At 58.8% G+C, this 23,433-nt stretch carries 25 protein-coding genes; 11 read left to right on the forward strand and 14 right to left on the reverse strand.

The features are described from left to right. Positions 1 to 483 carry a GreA/GreB family elongation factor gene (locus tag F8N12_RS13375; RefSeq protein ID WP_150580840.1) on the forward strand — a complete coding sequence of 161 codons (483 nt, stop codon included), beginning with the start codon at positions 1 to 3 and terminating at the stop codon, positions 481 to 483. A gap of 7 nt (positions 484 to 490) precedes the next feature. Here F8N12_RS13375 and cysB read toward each other — a convergent pair whose 3' ends face one another. From cysB to F8N12_RS13400, 5 genes are all read right to left on the reverse strand, one after another. Next, entirely contained in the window at positions 491 to 1,465 is a 975-nt protein-coding gene (cysB, locus tag F8N12_RS13380) for an HTH-type transcriptional regulator CysB (RefSeq protein WP_150580841.1), read from the reverse strand. Between the two features lie 114 nt (positions 1,466 to 1,579). Further along, a complete protein-coding gene (locus tag F8N12_RS13385; RefSeq protein WP_150580842.1) occupies positions 1,580 to 2,077 on the reverse strand; it encodes a universal stress protein in 498 nt (165 codons plus the stop codon). A gap of 94 nt (positions 2,078 to 2,171) precedes the next feature. Further along, positions 2,172 to 3,077: a 5'-nucleotidase gene (locus F8N12_RS13390; RefSeq protein WP_150580843.1), complete on the reverse strand. Its 906-nt coding sequence runs from the start codon at positions 3,075 to 3,077 to the stop codon at positions 2,172 to 2,174. A gap of 24 nt (positions 3,078 to 3,101) precedes the next feature. After that, positions 3,102 to 4,058, reverse strand: a complete 957-nt coding sequence (locus F8N12_RS13395; protein WP_150580844.1) for a putative 2-dehydropantoate 2-reductase — start codon at positions 4,056 to 4,058, stop codon at positions 3,102 to 3,104. Continuing rightward, the gene (locus F8N12_RS13400) at positions 4,055 to 4,441 is read right to left on the reverse strand and encodes a thioredoxin family protein (RefSeq protein WP_150580919.1); all 387 of its coding nucleotides are present in this window, start codon (positions 4,439 to 4,441) and stop codon (positions 4,055 to 4,057) included. Before F8N12_RS13400 ends, F8N12_RS13395 begins: the two co-directional genes overlap by 4 nt. Between F8N12_RS13400 and F8N12_RS13405 the strand changes: the two genes are divergently transcribed. Continuing rightward, positions 4,440 to 4,883: a PilZ domain-containing protein gene (locus F8N12_RS13405; RefSeq protein WP_150580845.1), complete on the forward strand. Its 444-nt coding sequence runs from the start codon at positions 4,440 to 4,442 to the stop codon at positions 4,881 to 4,883. The genes F8N12_RS13400 and F8N12_RS13405 overlap by 2 nt on opposite strands. Positions 4,884 to 5,012: 129 nt before the next feature. Next, positions 5,013 to 6,089, forward strand: a complete 1,077-nt coding sequence (locus F8N12_RS13410) for a 3-deoxy-7-phosphoheptulonate synthase (RefSeq protein ID WP_150580846.1) — start codon at positions 5,013 to 5,015, stop codon at positions 6,087 to 6,089. Positions 6,090 to 6,160: 71 nt separating this feature from the next. Here F8N12_RS13410 and F8N12_RS13415 read toward each other — a convergent pair whose 3' ends face one another. Next, positions 6,161 to 6,448 (reverse strand): GNAT family N-acetyltransferase, encoded by a 288-nt coding sequence (locus F8N12_RS13415; RefSeq protein ID WP_150580847.1) that lies wholly within the window; start codon positions 6,446 to 6,448, stop codon positions 6,161 to 6,163. 635 nt (positions 6,449 to 7,083) lie between these two features. On the opposite strand from F8N12_RS13415, the gene oprI reads away from it, so the two are divergent. Further along, positions 7,084 to 7,335: an outer membrane lipoprotei OprI gene (oprI, locus tag F8N12_RS13420; RefSeq protein ID WP_003183784.1), complete on the forward strand. Its 252-nt coding sequence runs from the start codon at positions 7,084 to 7,086 to the stop codon at positions 7,333 to 7,335. Between the two features lie 121 nt (positions 7,336 to 7,456). Here the strand turns inward: oprI and F8N12_RS13425 are convergent, their stop codons facing one another. The 3 genes from F8N12_RS13425 to F8N12_RS13435 all read right to left on the reverse strand — a co-directional run bounded on the left by F8N12_RS13425 (position 7,457) and on the right by F8N12_RS13435 (position 9,617). After that, complete coding sequence (locus tag F8N12_RS13425) at positions 7,457 to 8,428, reverse strand: L,D-transpeptidase family protein (RefSeq protein WP_150580848.1); 972 nt, start codon at positions 8,426 to 8,428, stop codon at positions 7,457 to 7,459. Positions 8,429 to 8,661: 233 nt separating this feature from the next. Beyond that, positions 8,662 to 8,955 (reverse strand): hypothetical protein, encoded by a 294-nt coding sequence (locus F8N12_RS13430; protein WP_150580849.1) that lies wholly within the window; start codon positions 8,953 to 8,955, stop codon positions 8,662 to 8,664. A 56-nt stretch (positions 8,956 to 9,011) separates the two neighbouring features. Continuing rightward, entirely contained in the window at positions 9,012 to 9,617 is a 606-nt protein-coding gene (locus F8N12_RS13435) for an arylesterase (RefSeq protein WP_150580850.1), read from the reverse strand. Positions 9,618 to 9,627: 10 nt separating this feature from the next. Here F8N12_RS13435 and F8N12_RS13440 point away from each other — a divergent pair, with 10 nt between their 5' ends. The 3 genes from F8N12_RS13440 to greB are packed head-to-tail and all read left to right on the forward strand — an operon-like array spanning position 9,628 to position 13,347. After that, positions 9,628 to 10,311: an ABC transporter ATP-binding protein gene (locus tag F8N12_RS13440; protein ID WP_028619977.1), complete on the forward strand. Its 684-nt coding sequence runs from the start codon at positions 9,628 to 9,630 to the stop codon at positions 10,309 to 10,311. Continuing rightward, on the forward strand, positions 10,311 to 12,815 hold the full coding sequence (locus F8N12_RS13445; protein WP_150580851.1) for an ABC transporter permease: 2,505 nt from the start codon (positions 10,311 to 10,313) through the stop codon (positions 12,813 to 12,815). The genes F8N12_RS13440 and F8N12_RS13445 overlap by 1 nt, the downstream gene beginning before the upstream one ends. Before the next feature lie 34 nt (positions 12,816 to 12,849). Then, positions 12,850 to 13,347 carry a transcription elongation factor GreB gene (gene greB / locus F8N12_RS13450; protein ID WP_150580852.1) on the forward strand — a complete coding sequence of 166 codons (498 nt, stop codon included), beginning with the start codon at positions 12,850 to 12,852 and terminating at the stop codon, positions 13,345 to 13,347. A 3-nt stretch (positions 13,348 to 13,350) separates the two neighbouring features. On the opposite strand, the gene F8N12_RS13455 is transcribed toward greB, so the two are convergent. From F8N12_RS13455 to F8N12_RS13465, 3 genes are all read right to left on the reverse strand, one after another. Next, the gene (locus tag F8N12_RS13455; RefSeq protein ID WP_150580853.1) at positions 13,351 to 13,659 is read right to left on the reverse strand and encodes a class I SAM-dependent methyltransferase; all 309 of its coding nucleotides are present in this window, start codon (positions 13,657 to 13,659) and stop codon (positions 13,351 to 13,353) included. A gap of 311 nt (positions 13,660 to 13,970) precedes the next feature. Further along, complete coding sequence (locus tag F8N12_RS13460; RefSeq protein WP_150580854.1) at positions 13,971 to 14,405, reverse strand: DoxX family protein; 435 nt, start codon at positions 14,403 to 14,405, stop codon at positions 13,971 to 13,973. A 105-nt stretch (positions 14,406 to 14,510) separates the two neighbouring features. Next, on the reverse strand, positions 14,511 to 15,932 hold the full coding sequence (locus F8N12_RS13465; protein WP_150580855.1) for a transglycosylase SLT domain-containing protein: 1,422 nt from the start codon (positions 15,930 to 15,932) through the stop codon (positions 14,511 to 14,513). A 233-nt stretch (positions 15,933 to 16,165) separates the two neighbouring features. Here F8N12_RS13465 and F8N12_RS13470 point away from each other — a divergent pair, with 233 nt between their 5' ends. Continuing rightward, positions 16,166 to 16,984 carry a TatD family hydrolase gene (locus F8N12_RS13470; RefSeq protein WP_150580856.1) on the forward strand — a complete coding sequence of 273 codons (819 nt, stop codon included), beginning with the start codon at positions 16,166 to 16,168 and terminating at the stop codon, positions 16,982 to 16,984. A gap of 76 nt (positions 16,985 to 17,060) precedes the next feature. Here the strand turns inward: F8N12_RS13470 and F8N12_RS13475 are convergent, their stop codons facing one another. Beyond that, positions 17,061 to 18,290: an acyl-CoA dehydrogenase gene (locus F8N12_RS13475; protein WP_150580857.1), complete on the reverse strand. Its 1,230-nt coding sequence runs from the start codon at positions 18,288 to 18,290 to the stop codon at positions 17,061 to 17,063. 166 nt (positions 18,291 to 18,456) lie between these two features. On the opposite strand from F8N12_RS13475, the gene F8N12_RS13480 reads away from it, so the two are divergent. The 3 genes from F8N12_RS13480 to F8N12_RS13490 all read left to right on the forward strand — a co-directional run bounded on the left by F8N12_RS13480 (position 18,457) and on the right by F8N12_RS13490 (position 21,052). Continuing rightward, a complete protein-coding gene (locus tag F8N12_RS13480) occupies positions 18,457 to 19,386 on the forward strand; it encodes a LysR family transcriptional regulator (protein ID WP_150580858.1) in 930 nt (309 codons plus the stop codon). A 194-nt stretch (positions 19,387 to 19,580) separates the two neighbouring features. Beyond that, on the forward strand, positions 19,581 to 19,979 hold the full coding sequence (locus F8N12_RS13485; RefSeq protein ID WP_150580859.1) for a MerR family transcriptional regulator: 399 nt from the start codon (positions 19,581 to 19,583) through the stop codon (positions 19,977 to 19,979). Positions 19,980 to 20,152: 173 nt separating this feature from the next. After that, entirely contained in the window at positions 20,153 to 21,052 is a 900-nt protein-coding gene (locus tag F8N12_RS13490) for a hydroxymethylglutaryl-CoA lyase (protein WP_150580860.1), read from the forward strand. 675 nt (positions 21,053 to 21,727) lie between these two features. Here the strand turns inward: F8N12_RS13490 and F8N12_RS13495 are convergent. Further along, a complete protein-coding gene (locus F8N12_RS13495) occupies positions 21,728 to 23,425 on the reverse strand; it encodes an AMP-binding protein (protein ID WP_150580861.1) in 1,698 nt (565 codons plus the stop codon). Positions 23,426 to 23,433: the final 8 nt, after the last annotated feature.

The raw sequence follows: 23,433 nt of genomic DNA on the forward strand, positions 1-23,433 counted from the left end.
ATGAATAAGAACACTGTTCACCAACTGATCATAAACAAGCTGCGCATCGATCTCGACATCGCCGAACGCGCTGCGCAAACCGCATACGAAACCGCCACGCACGAAGAGAATATTGCCGAAAACAAGTACGACACCTTGGGGCTCGAAGCGTCGTACCTCGCCGCCGGGCAAGCCAGGCGCGTTGAGGAAATCCGCCAGTCATTGACCCTGTGTCAGAATTTGCCCTTGCGCGCGTATGACGACAAGCGTGGAATAGAAGTCGGCGCTCTGCTCGGTCTCGAAGATGAAAACGGACGCGAACAATGGCTGTTTCTTGCCCCCGACGCGGCAGGCTTGAAGGTCGACCTGGTGGGACAGTTTATTACCGTCATAACCCCACGCTCACCGCTGGGCAAAAGCCTGCTGGGCAAGTTCGAGGGGGATCAGGTGGAGATTCTGGTGGCGGGCGCTCGGCAACAGTTTGCTGTTACCGAGGTGGTCTGAACAGGTATCAGTGAACCGGCAGCTCGACACCGTCGAACAATTCTTCCAGTTCCTGCTTGTTGTGGCACTGTATGGCTTTGGCCATGACTTCGCGGGTGAGGTGCGGCGCGAATTTCTCGATAAAATCGCACATGAAACCGCGCAGGAAGGTGCCGCGACGGAAGCCGATCTTAGTCACGCTGGATTCGAACAGTTCGCTGGCGTCGAGGACCACCAGGTCGTTGTCCAGTTTGGTATCGACCGCCATTTTCGCCACGATACCCACGCCCAGACCCAGCCGTACGTAAGTCTTGATCACGTCAGCGTCGGCAGCGGTAAACACCACTTTGGGCGTCAAGCCGCGATGGCTGAACGCTTCGTCGAGTTTGGAACGACCGGTGAACCCGAACACGTACGTCACGATCGGGTATTCAGCCAAGGCTTCCAGCGTCAGCTTTGACACCTTGGTTAGCGGATGTCCTTGCGGCACCACCACGCAACGGTTCCAGCGATAGCACGGCATCATCACCAGGTCCCCGAACAGTTCGAGCGCTTCGGTGGCAATGGCGAAATCGACGGTGCCGTCAGCGGCCATTTCGGCGATCTGCATCGGCGAACCCTGATGCATGTGCAGGGCAACGTCCGGATATTGCTTGATGAAATTGCTGATCACCGGCGGCAACGCATAACGCGCCTGGGTGTGCGTTGTCGCGATTGATAGCGTGCCCTTTTTCTCGTTGGAGAATTCCTGAGCGATCTGCTTGATGCTTTCTACCTTGCGCAGAATCTCACCGGCGGTGGTGATGATGCGTTCGCCGGCCGGGGTGACGCGGGTCAGGTGCTTGCCGCTACGCGCAAAAACCTCGACGCCCAATTCGTCTTCCAGCAGACGGATCTGCTTGCTGATGCCCGGCTGCGAGGTGTAAAGGCTCTGGGCGGTAGCGGAGACGTTGAGGTCGTGGTGCGCCACTTCCCAGATGTAGCGCAATTGTTGAAGCTTCATATGAATCCCTCAAAGCAAGGTAGACGCCACGGGCATCAGCGACGGTATATAACTATATTAATGGTTTGAAGAATAAATCTAGAACTTTTTTATCACGCCGCCACTATTGCATTGTCAACGATCCCCTAGCCGTCGGCGCTCTACCAGTGGCACCAGGTAGACCGGCACCCGGGCCAACTGCAGAACCCTCGCGGCAGTTCTGCCCAATGGGGTCTCCGCCCCCGTACCGTGGCTATGGCTCCCTACGATCAACAAATCCACCGAGAGTTTCTGCGCCTGATCGAGAATCACCTGCGACGGATCGCCTTGCAGCACACGCACCGCCTGAATTCGCTCCAGCTCGTCTTCCTCGCCGAACTCCTCACGAAAGCTGTCCAGCACTCGCTGTTCGATATTGGCAATGACTGTGTTCAGACCCTGGCTGTGAAAATCGTTCAGCGCCTGCTCATCCAGGTAGCTCTGTAAAACAGATTCCGCAAACAGCCCCATGGGCTCTACCGCGTGCACCACATAGAGGTCGGCATTGAATGTGCGGGCCAGCGTCAAAGCGTGCTGCATTACCAATGGCGCATACAGGCCGAGGTCAGTGGCATACAGCATCGACCGAATCATATGACCTCCTCGCGTGCCAACATGGCGGAGATTGATTCAGCTTAGCAGTGCCTTGGCGAGTGCGACGGCCTGCGCAACACGTTGAAGCACAGGCTTAAACCTTCTGCTCGTTACTGATGCCATGGGGCACATGACCAGTCGCCACCACCTCGCGCGCCAGCTCGCAATGACCGGCCTGATCGTCAAAAAAAACGTCGGCGGCGAAGGCTTCAAGAAAGGCTGACTTGGTCAGACCACCCAGAAATAATGATTCATCCAGGCGAATGTCCCATTCACGCAGCGTGCGAATCACCCGCTCATGGGACGGTGCCGAACGCGCCGTGACCAACGCCGTGCGAATCGGACAGGCACCGTCCGGGAACTCGCGCTGCAACAGGTTAAGCGCCGCCAGAAAGCCTTTGAACGGTCCGCCGCGCAATGGCTCGCGCGCGGATTCACGCTCGCTGGCCTGAAACGCTTCCAGACCGCTCGACTGGTAGACCCGCTCCGACTCGTCGGAGAACAGCACCGCGTCACCGTCGAAGGCGATGCGCAGTTCGTCACTCGCGGCGCGACTGGCGCCACCCGACAGAATAGTCGCCGCAGCGAAACCTGCGTCCAGCGCGCTGCGCACATCGTCGGCATGGGTTGAAAGAAACAGATCGCAGCCGAACGCCTTGAGATATGGGTAAGGGCTGCGGCCGCCGACGAACGCGGCGCGGGAAATGGCCAAGCCGTAATGGTGGATCGAATTGAATACCCGCAGACCGGTGTCGGCACTGTTGCGCGAAACCAGAATCACTTCGACCCGGGCACGACCCAGACTGTTATTGAGGTTAAGGAGTTTCTCCACCAATGGAAAAGCATCGCCGGGCACCAGGATTTCGTCTTCGTGCTCGATCTGATATTGCCGATACGCCTCAACGCCGCGCGACAGGTAAACCTTGTGGCTTTCGCCAAGATCGAACAGCGCGCTCGAGGAAATCGCCAGCACCAGTTTGTCGTCAATCGTCTTTGCCATGCCCTTCCCCCTTGGTTGACCGACTCAGGTGTTACGTCGATCAATAAAACTCAAACTGCGGTACAGCGCGTCGATTCGTGGCAATTCGCAGCCTGCCGCCAGGGCGGCTGCCAACGGCCTCGCATAAATCGCCGCCAGTTCCAGCGGCCGTTTGTGCAGGAAATCGTGGTACATGCTTGGCCAGTAATCCGGCAGTTTTTCAGTCATCGTGAACAGATAATCGGCGCACCCGGCCGGCATAGGGTGACCGCAGGCTTCGGCGCCCTGCACCACTTCCGCCATCAGCGCCTTGATCAGTTCGCGACTGTCGGCATCCGCCATCAATTGCCTGGTACCCGCGCCGAGCAGCACGGACAGACCGTTGTAAGGAATATTCCAGACCAGTTTTTGCCAGCGCGCCTGGTGCAGATTCGCCATCGCCTGGGATTCGATGCCAGCGCTGCGAAACAGCCCCGCGCCCTCTTCGACAATCGCCACGCGCGCTGGCTCGTCTGCGGCCGGGCCACTGTGGTAGCCGACATTGACCGTGCCCAGCGCCTGGTGGGTGATCGTTCCCGGTCCGCTGCGGTGCACGCACACCAGGCATAAACCGCCGAGAATGTGCAGTGAATGGGGCAGCCCTGCACGCAAATCGTCTTCTACGTCCAGGCCATTTTGCAGCAGCAATACCTTGGCGTTCGGCGCCGCCGCAGCAATAATCGCCGGCGCGAGGCAGGCATTGCTGGTGGTTTTTGCGCCGACCAGCAGCCAGTCGCAGGGCGGCATGTCTTGCGCCGAAGAGTAAGCCTGCACCGGTTTCAATGTCAGCGCACCGTGCACGGCACTGTCAACGTGCAGCCCGTGCTCGGCCACCTCGGAAAATTCGCTGCGCAACAAAAAACGCACATCGAAGCCGGCACGCGCCAGCATCACCCCGTAAAAACCGCCAATGGCACCGGTGCCGATGATGCCTACGCGGGGCTTGGCAATTGCATCGATCATGGCAACTCCTCCGCTGTTGCGAGCAATGCCTGACTCACGGCTTCATTAAGCTCGGTGGCAGTCAAAAGCGATTGCACTGCTCCAAAAAATTCACCATCGCGCACCACATAGAGCGCGGGCAAATGAAAAACCCGATAACGCTCGACCACCCCACCGTTGTCCCCGGCATCGATCCAGCACACACGGTCGACATTCAGATCGAGTCCCGGCAGTTGCGCACGCGCGTAACGACAACTGGCGCAGCCGACGCTGGTGAAAATCACCAGCGAAACACCACTCATCGCCAGCAGCCGTTGGTCGGCGTCGAAATCAGTCAATTCCAATTCGACCACTATACTGGGGGAAATAATGTCAGATGGCCGACGCAGGGAGTCCGTGTTCATGGGACGTTTCATTCCTCATCCTGACGATGTGCCTGTTGAACTCACGTTGCTTACACCCGAGTGTATTTCTCGGCAACAGCTGCACACTATCAGCCTCGGGGGCATGGCTTGCAATTACCACCGCGCATGGCGGCACGGGACTGCATTGGAAGTGCGCATGCCCACGTTGAATCCCGACGCGCGCTATCCCGGCTATGTTGCCTGGTGCCTGCGCCGCAAGCGCGGCTATCTGGTGGGCATTGCCTTTGTCGATGAACAGACCCTGTTCAGCGCGCGAATGGGCGAGCAGGTCTGTCAGATCGAACATTATTGCCGCATGCACGACACGCACAACGATCTGCAGGATATTCAGGCCCTCGCTCTCGAATGGGTCCGCGAGCACGCCGACGAATTCTCCCATGACACGGTTCGCAAGGCTTTTGCACTGTCTGTGCTGGATTAAACCCGTGTCTGCCCATTGTCGAGCCACGGTGTAACGCGCTAAGGTTCGGCACCCCGACGCGCTTAAATTTGCTGTGCACCGCCGCGCGGGTTCGCTGGCGGCCGGCACCCGTGACCTGACGAGTAAACGATGGCTGATTTACCGATCAACGACCTAAACGTCGCTTCCAACGAGACGCTGATCACTCCCGATCAGCTCAAGCGTGACATCCCCCTGAGCGATGCTGCCCTGCGCACCGTCACCAAGGGCCGTGAAGTCATTCGCAACATTCTTGATGGCACTGACCACCGCCTGTTCGTCGTCATCGGGCCTTGCTCGATCCACGACATCAAGGCGGCTCACGAATACGCCGAGCGCCTCAAGGTGCTGGCTGCGGAAGTGTCCGATACGTTGTATCTGGTCATGCGCGTGTATTTCGAGAAGCCACGCACCACCGTTGGCTGGAAGGGCTTGATCAACGATCCGTACCTGGACGATTCCTTCAAGATTCAGGACGGTCTGCACATCGGTCGGCAGTTGCTGCTGGACCTGGCCGAAATGGGCCTGCCCACCGCTACCGAAGCCCTCGACCCGATCTCTCCGCAATATTTGCAGGACCTGATCAGCTGGTCGGCAATCGGCGCGCGTACCACCGAATCCCAGACCCACCGTGAAATGGCCTCGGGTCTGTCCTCGGCCGTCGGTTTCAAGAATGGCACCGACGGCGGCCTGACCGTGGCGATCAACGCGTTGCAGTCGGTTTCCAGCCCGCACCGTTTCCTCGGCATCAACCAGGAAGGTGGCGTGTCGATCGTCACCACCAAGGGCAACGCCTACGGTCACGTGGTGCTGCGCGGTGGCAATGGCAAGCCGAACTATGATTCGGTCAGCGTCGCGCTCTGCGAGCAAGCGCTGAACAAGGCGAAGATCAAGCCGAACATCATGGTCGATTGCAGCCACGCCAACTCCAACAAGGACCCGGCCCTGCAACCACTGGTGATGGAGAACGTCGCCAACCAGATCCTCGAAGGCAACCAGTCGATCATCGGTCTGATGGTCGAAAGTCATCTGAACTGGGGCTGCCAGGCGATTCCGAAAGACCTCGCCGACCTGCAATATGGCGTGTCGATCACCGACGCCTGCATCGACTGGTCCGCGACGGAAACCACCTTGCGCAGCATGCACGCCAAGCTCAAGGACGTGTTGCCGAAACGCACCCGCAGCTGATCAAGGTTTGCCACGCACACAAAAACGCCGGGCTGAATCCCGGCGTTTTTGTGTTCGCTATCAGCAGTTGTTTACTGGCTCAGCTTGGCGGCATGCCGCTGGTGACGCTCCATGTAGCGCTCAACGTAGGAGCACGATGGAATCACTGTGTAACCCATTTCGTCAGCAAACTGCAGGGCTTTCTCAGTGAGGGCTGCAGCAATGCCGCGACCGCGCAGCGCATTGGGCACGAAAGTACGATAGATATCCAGGGTCTGTTTTCCCAGATCCATGTAGGTCAGGTAGGCACGATGACCGTCCACGGTGGTCTCGAACTGATGACCAGCCTGGTCATGGTGGATGGACAACGCCTCGCTCATCACTACTCCTCGCGGGTCTTGAATTCTGACCCCTACCTTACCGATGTTTTTCCGGCGAAGGAACATCTACGCCACCCTGTGCCTCAATGGACACTGAAAAAGCCACACATTTCGTACAACCGGGCACGTATGAAATAGTAGGCACCCTTGGCACATTTACTCAAGGTGCGCTCGTCATCGCGCAGGTTTGCAGGTGCTGCTCCGGGTTTCGCAGAGGCGGCTCGACCAATGCTCTTCGCAGATCGACAGCCTGAACATTGCCGGATGTTGAGACTTAAGACGAGCATGCTTTTTTAAAGTCACCTCAACATGGATAAAGATTATGCGAGGCGTTGCGCAAAATTCGAACAAAAGTGTAGACGAACTCATATACGCAGAGTTTAGGGAAGACTGCAAAACAGTCGCGTGAGCGCGGAACTTTTTCTGGCAAACTCGCTCTGTACGGGGGTTGTAGCTGGATATTCGTTTGACCGTGCAGTTAAAAGTTGCCCGAAAAAGAATCAACGCCTACAATTTTTTTGGCTTCACGCTTCACGTCCGTTTACTTACTACAACTAATGGGTAGTATGTACGCCGGCTATTTCCTCACTCTGAGGAGACAGCTACTTAATAGAAAGTCCTTGAAGGGGAACACGATGAACAACGTTCTGAAATTCTCTGCTCTGGCTCTGGCCGCAGTTCTGGCTACCGGTTGCAGCAGCGCATCGAAAGAAACCGAAGCACGTCTGACTGCTACCGAAGACGCAGCAGCTCGCTCCCAGGCTCGTGCAGACGAAGCTTACCGTAAAGCTGATGAAGCTCTGGCTGCTGCTCAAAAAGCACAACAGACTGCTGACGAAGCTAACGAGCGTGCTCTGCGCATGCTGGAAAAAGCTAGCCGCAAGTAATAGTCCCTCGGGATTGTTATCAAGCCGACCCATTTTTTGGGTCGGCTTTTTAATGCCTGACGTTTGCTTCAGGCAATAAAAAACCCGCCGAAGCAGTCAGCCTCGGCGGGTTTTTCAAGGGTTACTGCAGTGGGTCCAGCTCTGCACTCGAGACCATCGGCGCGGAAGTGCTCGGCACGCCGATCTCGACCGGCAAACCATCTTCAGCAGCGACCACGTCACGCACGACATCCCAGTTCATGCGCAGGTTGTTGGTGATGTCCTCACGCTTGAGCATCGCGTTGATCACGGCAGTGTGCTTGTCGACCACTGAAGGGTTGCCCTTGTCGTCCAGCGGCGTGTGCGCTTCAAGGTAAACCTTGCCGCCGCTCACACCGAATTTGTACGGATCGCTGATGATGCGCACCGATGTACCCACCGGAACCATATCGGCCATTTCCAGCACGTTGTTGTTGAACATACGGAAGCAGCCGTGGCTGGTGCGCATGCCGATGCCGAATTTCTTGTTCGAACCGTGGATCAGGTAACCCGGGGTGCCCAAGGTGAACTTGAAAGGCCCCAAAGGATTGTCCGGACCGGCCGGCACCACGTTTGGCAGCGGATCACCATCGGCGGCGTGTTCGGCCTTGATCGAGGCCGGTGGCGTCCAGGTTGGATTCGGTGTCTTGCGAATGATGCTGGTGTGCGCAATCGGCGACCCCCAGCCTTCACGACCGATGCCAAGCGGGAAGGTGTAAACGACGTCCCGGCCCTTGGGGAAATAATAGAGGCGGTATTCAGCCAGATTGATGACGATGCCTTCACGCGGCCCAGGCGGCAGGATGAAGCGTGTCGGCAGCACGATCTCGGTGCCAGCGCCCGGCAACCACGGATCAACACCCGGGTTAGCGGCGACCATTTCCGAATAGCCCAGATCGTAGGTCGTGCCAAGGTCGGCAAAAGTGTCTTCGTACTTGGCCTGGATCACCTGCACCTGGCCGATGATGTCTTCACCGGGTGGCGGCAGGGGCAGCTCCAATGCTGCAGCGGGACCTGCCACACACAGGGCGGCAAGAGTCAGGCAGCGGGTGACGGCAGGAAAACGCGGCAACATCCGGAAAATCCTTCGCATGATCGACAAGGGTATAAAAACGGATTGTACACTGACGACCGTTATTTCGGGGAAGCCGGGGCGTGGCAGGCGATGCAAGGCGGTTTGAGCCGGAAAAATGGCTGGCCGTACCGGCCTCTTCGCGAGCAGGCTTGCTCCCACATAGGTGAGTGCCGGACGTGGCGTTTGTGCTCGCCACCACTCAATGTGGGAGCGAGCCTGCTCGCGATGGCGATTTAGAGCTCGAAGCGCAGCTCGGGCCAGATCGGCGAAGTGCCGCGCTTTTGCGACTCCAGAATGGCTCGGCACAGCGAGCACAGCCGCTGATCCTGAAATACCCGGCGATCAACCGTGGACCAGCGCGGTTGTGCCGGCAACAGGCTGCCGCACAAGGTGCGATCAGCTGAGCCGCCGAGTTCGAGTTGACGCGCCACCAGATGCACCCGCACTTCCTGACAAGCAAACAGGTCCAGCTGCTCGTCGGGCTCGATCAGTTGGTAGGCAAAAAGGGACCAGGCGGGACGCGGCATCGGGGGCTCCAAATCGGGGGCGCCACCTTAGCCGAAACACCGCCACTAGAAAAGCGTCAAAGCAGCGGTTTCAGTGCCGGCCAGACATTTTCCAGCAACTTCCCCTGAGCCCCCGCAGCCGGATGCAAACCATCAGCCTGCATCAAGTCCGGATGACCGCCTACGCCCTCGAGAAAAAACGGCACCAACGGGACTTTTTTCTGCTCCGCCAAGGAGGGGTAGACCTCGGCAAAAGCCTTGGTGTAACGCGCACCATAATTAGGCGGAAGCTGCATGCCGAGCAATAACACTTTGGCGCCACTGGCGCGCGAGCTGTCGATCATCGCTGCAAGGTTTTGTTGCAATTGAGTGGGGAGCATTCCGCGCAGGCCGTCGTTGCCCCCCAACTCGAGGATAACCAGTTCGGGCTTATGCTCTGCAAGCAGCGCGGGCAGGCGCGCCTGACCTCCGGCACTGGTGTCGCCGCTAATGGACGCATTGACCACCTTATCGTCGAAACCTTCGCGCTTGAGCCGCTGCTCAAGCAATGACACCCACCCCAAGCGGGTATCCAGGCCGAAACCGGCGCTGATACTATCGCCAACGATCAGGACTGTACCCGCCGCTGCGTTCTGGGCCATGCACATCAAGGCCAGGCCAGCACTCAAAAACCACACTCGCATCGGATTCTCCATGGGCGCAAGCATTCTCACCGCGAAGAACCTCAGCAAAGTGGTTCCCAGCGCGGAAGGTGAACTGACTATCCTGCACGAACTCAGCCTGGAACTGAACAAGGGCGATAGCTTGGCTATCGTCGGCGCGTCCGGTTCCGGCAAATCTACCCTCCTCGGTCTGCTCGCCGGTCTCGACTTGCCGAGCAGCGGTGAAGTCACCCTCGCCGGCCAGGCACTGAGCAATCTCGACGAAGACCAGCGCGCACGCATCCGCGCCGAACACGTGGGTTTCGTGTTCCAGTCATTTCAATTGCTCGACAGCCTCAATGCCCTGGAAAACGTCATGCTGCCGCTGGAACTGGACGGTCGCAAGGATGCCCGCGAACGCGCCACCCAGTTGCTGCAACGGGTCGGCCTCGGTCAGCGCCTGACTCACTCGCCGCGCCAGCTCTCCGGCGGCGAGCAACAACGCGTAGCCATCGCCCGGGCGTTTGCCGCCGAACCGGACGTGTTGTTTGCCGATGAGCCCACCGGCAACCTTGACAGCCACACCGGCGAGCGCATCAGCGATCTTCTGTTCGAATTGAACAAAGAACGCGGCACGACCCTGGTGCTGGTCACCCACGACGAACGCCTGGCACATCGCTGCCGGCGCCTGATCCGCCTTGAAGCCGGCCTGCTGGTCGCCCCTCTGGAGCCTTGATGGCACGCCTGCCGCTGTTGCGCCTGTTCAGTATCGCCCTCCGCCAATTGCTGCGCGATGCCCGCGCCGGTGAGCTGCGCGTTTTGTTTTTCGCCCTGCTGGTCGCCGTGGCCGCGAGTACCGCGATCGGTTACTTCGGCGCTCGCCTTAACGGCGCCATGATGCTGCGCGCCACCGAATTCCTCGGCGCCGATCTGCTCCTTGAAGGCAGCTCGCCGGCGCGCCCGGAACAGATCAGCAGCGGCACCGCACTGGGACTCGAGCACGCGCAAGTCGTGGAATTTTCCAGCGTGATTGCCACCGACAACGGCATTCAATTGTCGAGCATCAAGGCCGCCGACGATGTGTACCCCCTGCGCGGCGAATTGAAAAGCGCACCGGCGCCCTTCGCCCCGGAAGAAGTCGGCGGCGGGCCGAAACCCGGTGAAGCGTGGGTCGAAGCACGATTGCTGACTGCGCTGGATCTGAAAATTGGCGACAGCATCGACGTCGGCATGCGCACCTTGAAACTGGCGCGCGTGTTGACCTATGAACCGGACCGCGCGGGCAATTTCTACAGCCTGACACCACGCGTGCTGATCAATCTCAGCGACCTGCAAGCGACCGGCGTGGTGCAACCCGGCAGTCGCGTCAGTTACCGCGAACTCTGGCGCGGCAAAGCCGAGACGCTGGAAACCTATCGCCAATCCATCACACCCGGCCTGGCACCGAATCAACGAATTCAGGATGCCCGCGACGGTAACCGCCAAATCGGCGGCGCGCTGGGTAAAGCCGAACGTTACTTGAACATGGCCAGTCTGGTGGCCGTGTTGCTGTCCGGCGTGGCGGTGGCGTTGTCGGCGACGCGCTTTGCCACACGACGATTCGACGCCAGTGCGTTGATGCGCTGCCTGGGCTTGTCGCGCCGGGAAACCTTGCTCTTGTTCAGTTTACAACTGACCGTGCTGGGACTGCTCGCGAGCATCAGCGGCGCCGTGATCGGCTGGCTGGCGCAACTCGGCCTGTTCGCGTTGCTGGATGATTTGTTGCCGACCGACGTGCCACCGGGTGGCCTGTTCCCGGCCATCGCCGGGATCGGCACCGGGCTGGTGGCGCTTGCCGGCTTTGCCCTGCCGCCACTCGCCGCACTCGGTCGCGTGCCACCGTTGCGCGTACTGCGCCGCGACATGCTGCCAATTCCGTCCAGCACCTGGATGGTCTACGGCGCAGCGCTGGGCGCGCTCGGCCTGATCATGTGGCGCCTGAGCCTCGACCTGGTTCTGACCTTCGCCCTGCTCGGCGGCGGCGTGATTGCCGCGCTGGTCCTGGGGGGTTTGCTGTTGCTGTTGCTGAAGAGCCTGCGCCGGATGCTCGCGCGCGCTTCGTTGCCATGGCGCCTCGGCCTGGGCCAACTGCTGCGACACCCATTGGCGGCGGCGGGCCAATCGCTGGCCTTCGGCTTGATCCTGCTGTCGATGGCGCTGATCGCTTTACTGCGCGGTGAACTGCTGGACACTTGGCAAAATCAACTGCCGAAGAATGCTCCGAATTATTTCGCGCTGAACATTCTGCCAGCGGACAAACAGGCATTCACTGACCGCCTGATCGAACTGTCGGCGCACTCGGCGCCGCTCTACCCGGTGGTGCCCGGACGACTGATCAGCATCAACGGCGAGCCGGTGCAGGACATCGTGAGCAAGGATTCCGCCGGTGATCGCGCGATCCAGCGCGACCTGAGCCTGACATGGGCCGCAGACATGCCTGCGGGTAACAAACTCACGGCCGGCAACTGGTGGTCCGAGCAGCCGCCGGATGAAATCCCGGGCGTTTCGGTCGAAGGCAAGGTTGCCGAAAGCCTCAAACTCAAGCTCGGCGATCACATGGTGTTCACCGTCGGCGGGGTCAATCGCGAAGCAAAAGTCACCAGCTTGCGGGACATCAACTGGGACAATTTCCAGCCGAACTTCTTCATGATTTTCCAGCCCGGCACTTTGAAGGACCTGCCGGCGACTTACCTCACAAGCTTCTATCTGGCGGCCGGTCACGACCAACAGATCGTCGATCTGTCGCGCAGTTTCCCGGCAGTGACCATTCTGGGCGTCGAGGCATTGCTGGAACAACTGCGCAGCATCCTCGCCCAGGTCACCCTGGCGGTAGAATACGTGTTGCTGTTTGTCTTGGCTGCCGGGATGGCCGTGCTGTTCTCCGGGCTGCAAGCGACGCTGGACGAACGCATCCGCCAAGGCGCGCTGCTGCGAGCGCTGGGGGCTGAGCGGCAGTTGCTGGTCAAGGCCCGGCGAATCGAGTTCGGCTTGCTTGGCGCGGTCAGCGGTTTGCTGGCAGCGCTGGGCTCGGAGCTGGTGAGTCTGGTGTTGTACCGCTACGCTTTCGACCTGCCGTGGCATCCGCACCCCTGGTTGCTGGTACTGCCAGTGATTGGCGCGATCCTGATCGGCGGCGCTGGTGTGTTCGGCACGCGACGCGCCTTGAACGCCAGCCCCCTGACAGTGCTGCGCGAGGGTTGATAGACTTTAGCCTTCTCAACCACAAGAAGTCGCCATGAGCCGTTATCGCCCTCCCCGCACCGCCGGCACCGCGCTGATCACCCCTGAAGGTGAAGCGCGAATGCGGGCGGAGTTCCATGAGCTCTGGCACGTACGCCGGCCGCAGGTCACGCAGTCGGTCAGCGAGGCGGCAGCCCAGGGCGATCGTTCGGAGAACGCGGAATACACTTACGGCAAGAAGATGCTGCGCGAGATCGACAGTCGCGTACGCTTCCTGACCAAACGCCTGGAGGCGCTGAAAGTGGTCAGCGAAAAACCAAGCGATCCCAACAAGGTCTACTTCGGCGCCTGGGTCACGATTGAAAACGAGGACGGCATACAATCGCGCTATCGCATTGTCGGCCCTGACGAACTGGACTTGAAGCAAGGCCTCATCAGCATTGACTCACCGCTCGCCCGCGCCCTGATCGGCAAGGCGCTGGACGCCGAAGTCCGCGTCCAGACGCCGACCGGCGAACAGTGCGTGTATGTCGTGGCGATCGACTACCCGTAAGCCTTAGCGCCGGGTAATCAGCCCCTGTCGAGCGACGCGTGTCAGTTGCTTGATCACTTCAGCTGCGCTCTCCAGATTGGGTGATTGAATCACCGCCAGATCGAAACTGTCGCTGGCGAAACGTGCCAGTGATTCGCCGTCTTCGACAAACTGGATGAGAAAAGCCGCAGGCCCGCCGTTACGACGTGGCCAGCCATCGAGGTAACGCAGAAGCGTCGGCTGATGCTTGCCGCCAAGCAGGATTTTTGGATTGCGCTGGGTGAGGTGTGCCGTGATCGGCGCGGGGCGTGCAACGGGGCTTAGTGCATTCATCGTGTCGTGTCTCTGCCTCAAAAGTCTGCATGGCAGGTGAGAGGCAACACCGAACCAGCGCTTTAGCGGTATTTCGAAGCTGTGTCGCAAGCTTCTGTCGGCAACTCTGTGAGTCACCTGGCGCCCCGCAAGTAGCTGTTTAAATCGGCGCATGAGCAGCATCCTAGAGAAGCTGACCGAGCAGTGTCAAGAATGACGCGCAAGAAAAAACGGGTGTGCAGTGAGAGGTCATGGATGCTCTGCGTCCATTGTCTCCACTGCACACCCGTCCAGGTCAGGCTACCTCGTAGGCAGCCTCGGCACTCGCGGTATTACCCGGCAATGGCCCGATCAACCGACATTTTACCAGCCCCCTCGATCAACACCGCAATGCTCCCGCCGAGCAGCGCCAGCGCAAACTCATAGCCATTGTTGGCCATAAACAAACCATTACTGATGTGCACCGTGAAAATCGCCACCAGTGAAACGAACGTCAGACCCAATGCCGCAGGACGAGCCAGCAGGCCGATGATCAAAGCCAGACCGCCAAAAAACTCGGTACCGCCGGCGAGCGTCGCCATCAAGTAGCCTGGAGCCAGCCCAAGACTTTCCATGAACTGCGCAGTCCCCGCCAGCCCGTGTCCGCCAAACGCTCCGAAAAGCTTCTGGGCACCGTGTGCAGCAAAGATGATACCGACGAAAATACGCAAAACTGTCAGACCGTAGCCGGCGCGGGAAAACAAAACCTTGTTGATCATCGAGCTCATGATGTGTCATCCATTTTGAGAGTTGTGTGTGATTGGCCGCCATCTTAATCGAATTGGCAAATGTTAAAAGCGCATATATCTCGTCATAATCATCAATTTATCTGATCATTTGCGAGAGAGGACTTTTTGCCCTCGGGGCTCCAGCGACTCCCGCTCGCGATCGAACGCCAAGTAATACTTGTTCACGCTATTAACATAGCTGACAGGTCCCATTCCCACCTGCTCCATGGCAATACGCTCGACCTGGAAAAACCACTGGTTAGGATTGAGGCCTCGTCGCCGCGCCTCGGCACGCATCGCTTGAACACGCTCCGGCCCAATGTTGTAGGCGGCCAACACAAACGCCATGCGCTCGCGTTCGTTGAGTCTGGGGCTGGCGAAGAACTTGCGTCTTATCATTGCCAGGTACTTGGCACCGGCCTGCACATTGGCATCAAGATTCTGAATATTGTTGACCCCGACCCGCTGCGCTGCCGATGGCGTGATTTGCATCAAGCCGGTGGGGCCGCTGCCACTGCGCGCATTGGGTTGCAAGCGCGACTCCTTGAACGCCAGCGCCGCGAGGTTCAACCAGTCCATGCCTTGCGCATCGGCGTGTTTCTGCAGCACAGGCCGCAGGCTTTCGAGCCGTTTGCGATCCGCTTTCGCCAACGGATAGTGCACCTGATACAAACGTCGATAGATGCGCAGAAACGCCACGTCCTGATCCGAGGGCTTTTTATAGCCAGTCAGAAAACGATCGATGCTGGCACGCAGCATCGATGCATCGCGGCGCACGAACCAGAACTCCTCGCCCGGATCGCTGATCAGTACCTGCCGATCGAAACGCAACTTCGGCAAAATCTTGCCCCAGCGTTCGGCAATGGGTTGCTCAACGATAGTCAGGCGGAAGATCCCGCCCTGAACCATTTCCAGCACATCCTCGACTGCCAGACTGGGGTCGACCCATTCGATGTTCACTGGCGGCAGCTTGTGCAGCGCCAGCTTCTGGTTGATTTGGCTGACGGCATCCCCCGCGGCACTGCCGGTTGGCAACGCAAGGGTTTTGCCGGAGAGCTGTTCCAGTCGGGTATAGCGCCGTTCACCTTTGATCCCCACTAGCAGTAACGGCACATTCCGGGCGACCGGTTCGCTTGAGCTCACCGCATAACCGGGCTGCAGATCGAGCAGTTCACCGGGCGCGACCAGGTCGCCCTCGCCGCGCTGCAACGCGCCGAGCAATTGATCCTTGGCTTTGGGAATGATCTTGAGAGTGATTTCCTGACCATCACGGGCGTGGCCATTCAGGTATTGCTCGAAGGCGCGCAGACGATGATATTCGACACCGATCGCCTGGCCCTGCACTTCGCCGGAGCTGTTGCGGCTCTGATTGACCAGTACGCGCAGTACACGACTGCTGCGGATCTCAGCGAGATCGCGGACCTTCGCCGCCGGCACGGCTTGCAGCGGGCCGGCGAGTCGTGCGACCGCCGGCATCGGCAGCAGCAATGAACAACACAGCAGTAGCAGAATCGAGGGACGTGTCATCCACTCTCCGGGAAGAATACTGAGGCGATTGCGAAAAATGCCGGCAAATCGAACGACAGAAACAGAGCGCATTGAGCCCAAGCGAGTGCGCAAGACTGGCACAGTGATAGCACCTTGCCAATCCGGCCAGTCTTCAGGCATCAGCAGACCGCCACAACCCTTTGTAGTTCTTGGCTTTTCTTATAAATGTTCAGCTCTGATATGCTTTCCGGCCTTTGGTCCGAGGTAGCACCATGCAACTCATCGATATTGGCGTCAACCTGACCAACCCCGGTTTCGCCGACAAACATCAGGCTGTGCTTGATCGCGCCTATGCAGCAGGCGTCTGCCAACTGGTGTTGACCGGCACCAGTGTCGAGGGCAGCGAGCAGGCATTGGAGCTGTGCCAGCAGCTGGATGAAACGGCGCTGCGGTTGTTCGCCACCGCCGGCCTTCATCCGCATTCGGCCAGCGACTGGAACGCTGACAGCGCTCAGCGTCTGCGCAGCTTGCTCAAAGAGCCACGAGTGGTCGCGGTGGGTGAATGCGGGCTGGATTTCAATCGTGATTTCTCGCCTCGTCCACAGCAGGAAAAGGTCCTCGAAGAACAGCTGGCGATGGCAGTCGAACTGCAATTGCCGGTGTTTCTGCATGAGCGCGACGCCAATCAGCGCATGCTGGAAATCCTTCGCGATTATCGCGATCAACTACCTGCCGCCGTGGTGCATTGCTTCACCGGCGAAAAAAAGGCGCTGTTCAGCTACCTCGACCTGGACTTGCACATCGGTATCACCGGCTGGATCTGTGATGAACGCCGTGGCACTCATCTGCATCCGCTGGTGAAGGAGATCAAATGCGGACGGTTGATGCTGGAGAGTGATGCGCCTTACCTGTTGCCACGCAGCTTGCGGCCGAAGCCAAAAAACGGCCGCAACGAGCCGGCGTATTTGACCGAAGTGTTGCGGGAAGTGGCAGTGCATCGCGGGGAAAGCGAGGAAGATCTAGCCGCGCACACGACCGCGTGTGCGCGGGCTTTTTTTGGTATGCCGTCCTTGGACGCAACACAAATTTAGCAGCCTTTGGCGAGGGCTCCGGCCGAGATGGGACGCAGGCTGCGCCAGCTGCTACGAGATAGCGTTTTAACCAGAGTCAGTGGTTACTGCGCAGCATTTCCTTCGGCACGTATTTGCCGATTTCGAATTTGCCGATCGCCGCGCGGTGTACTTCGTCCGGACCATCGGCCAGGCGCAGCGTGCGTTGCATCGCATACATATAGGCCAGCGGGAAATCGTTGGACACCCCTGCCCCGCCATGAATCTGGATCGCTCGGTCAATCACCCGCAGCGCCACGTTCGGTGCAACCACCTTGATCTGCGCGATCTCACTCTTGGCGACCTTGTTACCGATGGTGTCCATCATGTAGGCCGCTTTCAACGTCAGCAGGCGTGCCATGTCGATCTCCATCCGCGAGTCGGCGATCTTGTCGATATTGCCACCCAGGCGCGCCAACGGTTTACCGAAAGCGCTGCGGTTGACCGAGCGTCTGCACATCAATTCCAGCGCACGCTCCGCCATGCCGACCGAACGCATGCAGTGGTGAATCCGGCCTGGCCCGAGCCGACCTTGAGCGATTTCAAAGCCGCGTCCTTCACCCAGCAGAACGTTTTCGTACGGCACGCGGACATTTTCGAACAGCACTTCAGCATGACCGTGAGGCGCATCGTCGTAACCGAACACCGGTAGCGGACGGACAATCTTCACGCCGGGGGTATCCACCGGCACCAGGATCATCGAGTGCTGAGCGTGACGCGGCGCGTCGGGGTTGCTCAAGCCCATGAAAATCATGATCTTGCAGCGCGGATCGCAAGCGCCGGAGGTCCACCATTTTTTGCCATTGATCACCCACTCATTGCCATCACGCACGGCGCGGGCGGCCATGTTGGTGGCGTCCGATGAAGCCACGTCCGGTTCGGTCATGGCAAATGCCGAGCGAATTTCGCCGCGCAGCAGCGGCTCGAGCCAGCGTTGTTTCTGCTCTTCGTTGGCATAGCGCACCAGCACTTCCATGTTGCCGGTGTCCGGTGCCGAGCAGTTGAACGGCTCTGGCCCTAGCAGCGAGCGGCCCATGATCTCCGCCAGTGGCGCGTATTCGAGGTTGGTCAGGCCGGCGCCAAGTTCCGACTCAGGCAGAAACAAATTCCACAGCCCTTCAGCCTTGGCCTTGAGTTTGAGCTCCTCCATGATTGCCGTCGGCTGCCAGCGATCGCCCTCGGCAACCTGACGCTCGAATACGGCTTCGGCGGGGTAAACGTAAGTGTCCATGAACGCGGTCACGCGCTCACGCAGTTCTTGCACCTTGGGCGAATAAGCGAAATCCATGGGCAGCTCTACCTTTGAGAATGAGGTTTCAGAGGAGTTGTTCAGATCATGAAATCGATGCTAGAACAGCTACGAAAATTTACCTAGCCTATTCTCGGCGTGTATTAACATTCATCACCGATATATGATCGGCTGATTGAGACCCCAACAATAAGAGTGCCGCGCAATGAATCTGAGCAAGGTCGACCTCAACCTTTTCATCGTCTTCGACGCGATCTACACCGAAGCCAACCTGACCCGCGCGGGGCAGATTGTCGGCATCACTCAACCGGCGGTCTCGAACGCTCTGGCCCGCCTGCGCGAGACGTTCAACGATCCATTGTTCGTGCGTACGGCCCAGGGCATGGTGCCGACACCCATGGCGCAGAACATCATTGGCCCGGTGCGTAACGCATTGTCGCTGCTGCGGGTTTCCGTGCAGGAGAGCCGCATTTTCAACCCGCTGCAGGCGGCCAAGACCTATCGCATCAGCATGACCGACCTGACCGAAGCGGTGATCCTGCCGCCGCTGTTCCAGCGCCTGCGCCGCCTGGCGCCGACGGTTATCATCGAAAGTTTCCTGTCCAAGCGCCGCGAAACCACCAAGGAACTGGCAGCCGGTCGTCTCGACTTCGCCGTGGATGCGCCGCTCAACACCGACCCACAAGTGCGCCACGTCAAGTTGATGGAAGACCGCTACGTGTGCGCCATGCGCAAGGGGCATGCACTGGCCGGCAAAGATAAATTGACCCTCGATGATTACCTGGCGCTGACCCACATTCATATTTCCAGTCGCCGCAGTGGCCTCGGTCACGTTGACCTGGCGTTGGGCAAAATGGGCATTCAACGCAAGATTGCCCTGCGCTCTCAGCATTACCTGATGGCTTCACAAGTGTTGCAACAGACCGACATGGTCATGACCGTGCCGGAGCGCTTTGCCCGGCGCAACGATCTGCATGCCTTCAGCCTCCCCGTGAATGACGTGCCACCGGTGGAAACTCACCTTTATTGGCACGAAAGCACCGATCAGGACCCGGCTAACCGCTGGATGCGCGAGCAGATGATCGAACTGTGTCAGCAAGTCACGGCGCATGAGAAGAAGCTCGATAAGGTTTAGGAGCCGTAACCCGGCCGCCCTCATCGCGAGCCGGCTCGCTCCCATATTCGTTCAAGTCCTCTCGAAAGAATGCGCTTATATGTGGGAGCGAGCCTGCTCGCGATGAGGCCAGCGGCAATACCATGGAACCGCGCCCCTTGACGTAAACGTCAACCTGCCATTAGCTTAGCGCCATGACCTTTGAGAGCGCTTCCATGAGCAGCCAGACCTACAGCATCTCCGACCTCGCCCGCGAGCTCGATATCACCACCCGGGCGATTCGTTTTTACGAAGAGCAAGGCCTGCTCAGCCCGGAGCGGCGCGGCCAGGAACGTATTTATTCGCCCCGCGACAAAGTCAGCCTCAAATTGATTTTGCGCGGCAAGCGCATCGGCTTTTCGCTGGCCGAATGCCGGGAGCTCATCGAGCTCTACGACCCTACAGGTGGCAATCAGAAGCAATTGCAAACCATGCTGTTGAAGATCGCCGAGCGTCGTGAACAGCTGGAGCAACAGATGCTCGACATCGAGCAGATGAAGCTGGAGCTTGATACCGCGCAGGAGCGCTGCACTCAGGCGCTGGAACAGACAATCAAGAGTCAATCAATTCAGTAGGTTCACGCTGTCTCCTGTGGGAGCGGGCTTGGTCTGGGCGGCATTCCGACGAATGCGGGCTCACATTCAACAAAAATGTTGGCGGATACACCGCTTCGTCGGAATGCCGCCCAGACCAAGCCCGCTCCCACAGGTCTTCAGTGCACTCAGTCAATCAGCACAGGTCGATTCCCATGCCCCTACCCTCCCACGTACGCCTGGTCGAAGTCGGCCCTCGCGACGGTCTGCAAAACGAAGCTCAGCCAATCAGCGTGACCGACAAAGTACAACTGGTCGACGCGCTGACCGCCGCTGGCCTGAGCTATATAGAAGTCGGCAGTTTCGTATCGCCCAAATGGGTGCCGCAAATGGCCGGCTCCGCTGACGTCTTCGCGCAGATCCAGCGCAAACCGGGGGTGACCTATGCCGCCCTCGCGCCGAACCTGCGCGGTTTCGAAGATGCAATTGCCGCCGGGGTCAAGGAAGTCGCGGTGTTTGCCGCCGCTTCGGAAGCGTTCTCCCAGCGCAACATCAATTGCTCGATCAGCGAAAGCCTGCAGCGCTTCGAGCCGATCATGGACGCCGCCCGGCAGCACGGTGTGAAGGTGCGCGGTTACGTCTCCTGCGTCCTGGGGTGCCCATATGAGGGCGACGTCAAACCCGGGCAAGTTGCCCGGGTCGCCCGGGAGCTGTATGCGATGGGGTGCTACGAAGTGTCTCTGGGCGACACCATCGGTACTGGCACTGCGGGCGCTACCCGCACGATGTTTGAAGTGGTTTCGGCGGATGTGCCTCGGGAAAAACTGGCCGGGCATTTCCACGACACCTATGGCCAGGCGATGGCCAATATCTATGCCAGCCTGCTCGAAGGCATCTCGGTGTTCGACAGCTCCATCGCCGGTCTCGGCGGCTGTCCCTACGCAAAAGGCGCCAGCGGTAACGTCGCGACCGAAGACGTTGTTTATTTGTTGAATGGTTTGGGCATCGACACTGGGATTGATCTTGAAGCCCTGATTCTGGCGGGTCAGCAGATCTGCACGGTGCTGGGTCGCCCGACCGGTTCGCGGGTGGCCAAGGTGCGGAGCGCACTGTGAGCGGACAGATGTGAACAAGGTGTTACCGTGCGGTCTGGAATGTGGGGCACAAACGAGTAACACGGAAACAAATTGTCGGATTTCACCTGAAAGAAAATTCCTACAAATTTTCAACCCCTTGAATTTAAAGGGTTTTATAAAGTTGGCACGGCATCTGCTATCTCTATGGCATAACAAGAATAAAAAGCAGCAAACCAATAAAAATAAGATGAAACGACTCTGACATAACAAGAACAACACGGCAGAGACGCAGCTAACAGATTTTTTTGGAGAGGATGTGCTTTTCAGGGTGCTTTTCGGAGTAACCCGCAACCGGACAGAGAATAATAAAACTACCTTCAGGTAGCTCCCGTACTGGTTGGATCGCTCAGCGAAAAAGTAGATCAGCGCTCAAAAAAATACGTTTGCTCTTGATCCCGGATGGGGATCGACAAAAACAGCGGTAAAGGGTCACGGTTTCCAAAAACAACAAAGGCCGCCCCTCAATAATAAAAAAGAGCACGCAACGACAAATTAAAGGGGAGCTTCGGCTCCCCTTTGTGCTTTCTGCGATTCGGGTTTGCTCACCACCTCTGTGGGAGCCAGCCTGCAGGCGATTGCGGAGTGTCCATCAACATTCGCGTATCTGAACCACCGCTATCGCCAGCAGGCTGGCTCCCACAAGGGGAGAAATTGTCATAACGGCTCTTCGCGCAGCTCCTCAATACTGATCTCGCGCATGCGGAATTTCTGAATCTTGCCAGTGACCGTCATCGGAAACTCCTCGACGAATTTGAAATGCCGAGGCGTCTTGAAGTGGGCAATGCGCTCCTTGCACCAGGTTTGCAATTCCAGTTCGTTAGCGCTGTGGCCCGGATGAAACTTGATCCAGGCAACGATTTCTTCGCCGTAACGCGAGCACGGAATGCCGATCACCTGCACATCCGCAACCGCCGGGTGGGTGAAGAAGAACTCCTCCAGCTCCCGCGGGTAAATATTCTCACCGCCGCGGATGATCATGTCCTTGTTGCGCCCGGCAATGCACACGTAGCCGTCATCGTTCATGCTCGCCAGGTCGCCAGTGTGCATCCAACCGGCCGCATCAATGGCTTCGGCGGTGCCTTGTGGATTGTTCCAGTAGCCGAGCATGACGCTGTAACCGCGGGTGCACAGTTCGCCGATGGTGCCGCGGGGCACCGGGTTACCCGCTTCATCGATGATCTTGCTTTCCAGTTGCGGCTGAGTGCGCCCGACGGTGGTGACGCGCAATTCCAGCTCGTCCGACGGGCCGGTCTGCAACGACACCGGACTGGTTTCCGTCATGCCGTAAGCAATCTGCACTTCGCTCATGTGCAATTCACTGATGACGCGACGCATCACCTCGATCGGGCAAGTTGCGCCAGCCATGATCCCGGTGCGCAGGCTCGACAGATCGAATTCGGCACGCTGCGGCTGATCGAGCAAGGCAATGAACATAGTCGGTACGCCGTAAAGCGCGGTGGCTTTTTCTTCGGCGACGGTGGCCAGCGTCAGTTGTGGATCGAATGCATCATTGGGATAAATCATGGTACTGCCATGGGTGATGCACCCCAGATTGCCCATGACCATGCCGAAGCAGTGGTACAGCGGTACAGGAATGACCAGACGATCGTTCGCGGTCAGCCCGAGGCTTTCGCCGACCATATAGCCATTGTTGAGAATGTTGTAATGACTGAGGGTCGCACCTTTGGGAAACCCCGTGGTGCCCGAGGTGTACTGGATGTTCACCGCCTGGTCAAAGTGCAGGCTGTCCTGACGCTCGCGCAACTGCTGCGGCGAAACGCCGAGCGCAAGATCGGCCAATTGCGCCCACGGCAGAAATCCTGCGGGTGGCTGCGAATCCAGACTGATCAGGCCACGCAGATCCGGGAGGCGCTTGCTGTGTAACTGCCCGATCGATTGCTCGGCCAGTTCCGGCACCAACCCCTGCAACATCGCGTGGTAATCCGAGGTTTTGAAAGCACCGGCGCAGACCAGCCACTGGCAGCCTGACTGCTTCAGCACGTACTCAAGCTCGGAACTGCGGTAAGCCGGATTGATGTTGACAAGAATCACGCCCAGCTTGGCACTGGCGAATTGGCTGATGCACCACTGCGCGCAATTCGGCGCCCAGATGCCCAAGCGGTCGCCGGTTTGCAGGCCCAGTGCCAGCAGAGCCCGGGCGTAAAGGTCAACAGCGTCGGACAGTTGCTGCCAGGTGTAACGCAACTGCTGATGCCGGACGACCAGCGCCTCACCGTGGGGATGCTGCTTGACCGTTTTATCGAACGCCTCGCCGATGGTCATCGCCAATAGCGGTATGTCGTGAGAACCACAGGTGTAGCTGCGCTGCGGTGTTGCGCCGGGCTGATCCATGAAGTGGC

Source organism: Pseudomonas fluorescens (assembly GCF_902497625.1).
In the GTDB taxonomy this organism is placed as follows: domain Bacteria; phylum Pseudomonadota; class Gammaproteobacteria; order Pseudomonadales; family Pseudomonadaceae; genus Aquipseudomonas; species Aquipseudomonas fluorescens_BQ.

Coding starts and splice junctions, on each gene's coding strand:
- F8N12_RS13470 (WP_150580856.1), top strand. CDS start 16,166: ATGCAACTCATCGATATTGGCGTCAACCTGACCAACCCCGGTTTCGCC.
- cysB (WP_150580841.1), bottom strand. CDS start 1,465: ATGAAGCTTCAACAATTGCGCTACATCTGGGAAGTGGCGCACCACGAC.
- F8N12_RS13395 (WP_150580844.1), bottom strand. CDS start 4,058: ATGATCGATGCAATTGCCAAGCCCCGCGTAGGCATCATCGGCACCGGT.
- F8N12_RS13475 (WP_150580857.1), bottom strand. CDS start 18,290: ATGGATTTCGCTTATTCGCCCAAGGTGCAAGAACTGCGTGAGCGCGTG.
- F8N12_RS13490 (WP_150580860.1), top strand. CDS start 20,153: ATGCCCCTACCCTCCCACGTACGCCTGGTCGAAGTCGGCCCTCGCGAC.
- F8N12_RS13485 (WP_150580859.1), top strand. CDS start 19,581: ATGAGCAGCCAGACCTACAGCATCTCCGACCTCGCCCGCGAGCTCGAT.
- F8N12_RS13445 (WP_150580851.1), top strand. CDS start 10,311: ATGGCACGCCTGCCGCTGTTGCGCCTGTTCAGTATCGCCCTCCGCCAA.
- F8N12_RS13385 (WP_150580842.1), bottom strand. CDS start 2,077: ATGATTCGGTCGATGCTGTATGCCACTGACCTCGGCCTGTATGCGCCA.
- F8N12_RS13465 (WP_150580855.1), bottom strand. CDS start 15,932: ATGACACGTCCCTCGATTCTGCTACTGCTGTGTTGTTCATTGCTGCTG.
- F8N12_RS13390 (WP_150580843.1), bottom strand. CDS start 3,077: ATGGCAAAGACGATTGACGACAAACTGGTGCTGGCGATTTCCTCGAGC.
- F8N12_RS13455 (WP_150580853.1), bottom strand. CDS start 13,659: ATGAATGCACTAAGCCCCGTTGCACGCCCCGCGCCGATCACGGCACAC.
- F8N12_RS13480 (WP_150580858.1), top strand. CDS start 18,457: ATGAATCTGAGCAAGGTCGACCTCAACCTTTTCATCGTCTTCGACGCG.
- F8N12_RS13400 (WP_150580919.1), bottom strand. CDS start 4,441: ATGAACACGGACTCCCTGCGTCGGCCATCTGACATTATTTCCCCCAGT.
- F8N12_RS13375 (WP_150580840.1), top strand. CDS start 1: ATGAATAAGAACACTGTTCACCAACTGATCATAAACAAGCTGCGCATC.
- F8N12_RS13410 (WP_150580846.1), top strand. CDS start 5,013: ATGGCTGATTTACCGATCAACGACCTAAACGTCGCTTCCAACGAGACG.
- F8N12_RS13440 (WP_028619977.1), top strand. CDS start 9,628: ATGGGCGCAAGCATTCTCACCGCGAAGAACCTCAGCAAAGTGGTTCCC.
- F8N12_RS13495 (WP_150580861.1), bottom strand. CDS start 23,425: ATGGATCAGCCCGGCGCAACACCGCAGCGCAGCTACACCTGTGGTTCT.
- F8N12_RS13430 (WP_150580849.1), bottom strand. CDS start 8,955: ATGCCGCGTCCCGCCTGGTCCCTTTTTGCCTACCAACTGATCGAGCCC.
- F8N12_RS13415 (WP_150580847.1), bottom strand. CDS start 6,448: ATGAGCGAGGCGTTGTCCATCCACCATGACCAGGCTGGTCATCAGTTC.
- F8N12_RS13460 (WP_150580854.1), bottom strand. CDS start 14,405: ATGAGCTCGATGATCAACAAGGTTTTGTTTTCCCGCGCCGGCTACGGT.
- greB (WP_150580852.1), top strand. CDS start 12,850: ATGAGCCGTTATCGCCCTCCCCGCACCGCCGGCACCGCGCTGATCACC.
- oprI (WP_003183784.1), top strand. CDS start 7,084: ATGAACAACGTTCTGAAATTCTCTGCTCTGGCTCTGGCCGCAGTTCTG.
- F8N12_RS13425 (WP_150580848.1), bottom strand. CDS start 8,428: ATGTTGCCGCGTTTTCCTGCCGTCACCCGCTGCCTGACTCTTGCCGCC.
- F8N12_RS13405 (WP_150580845.1), top strand. CDS start 4,440: ATGGGACGTTTCATTCCTCATCCTGACGATGTGCCTGTTGAACTCACG.
- F8N12_RS13435 (WP_150580850.1), bottom strand. CDS start 9,617: ATGCGAGTGTGGTTTTTGAGTGCTGGCCTGGCCTTGATGTGCATGGCC.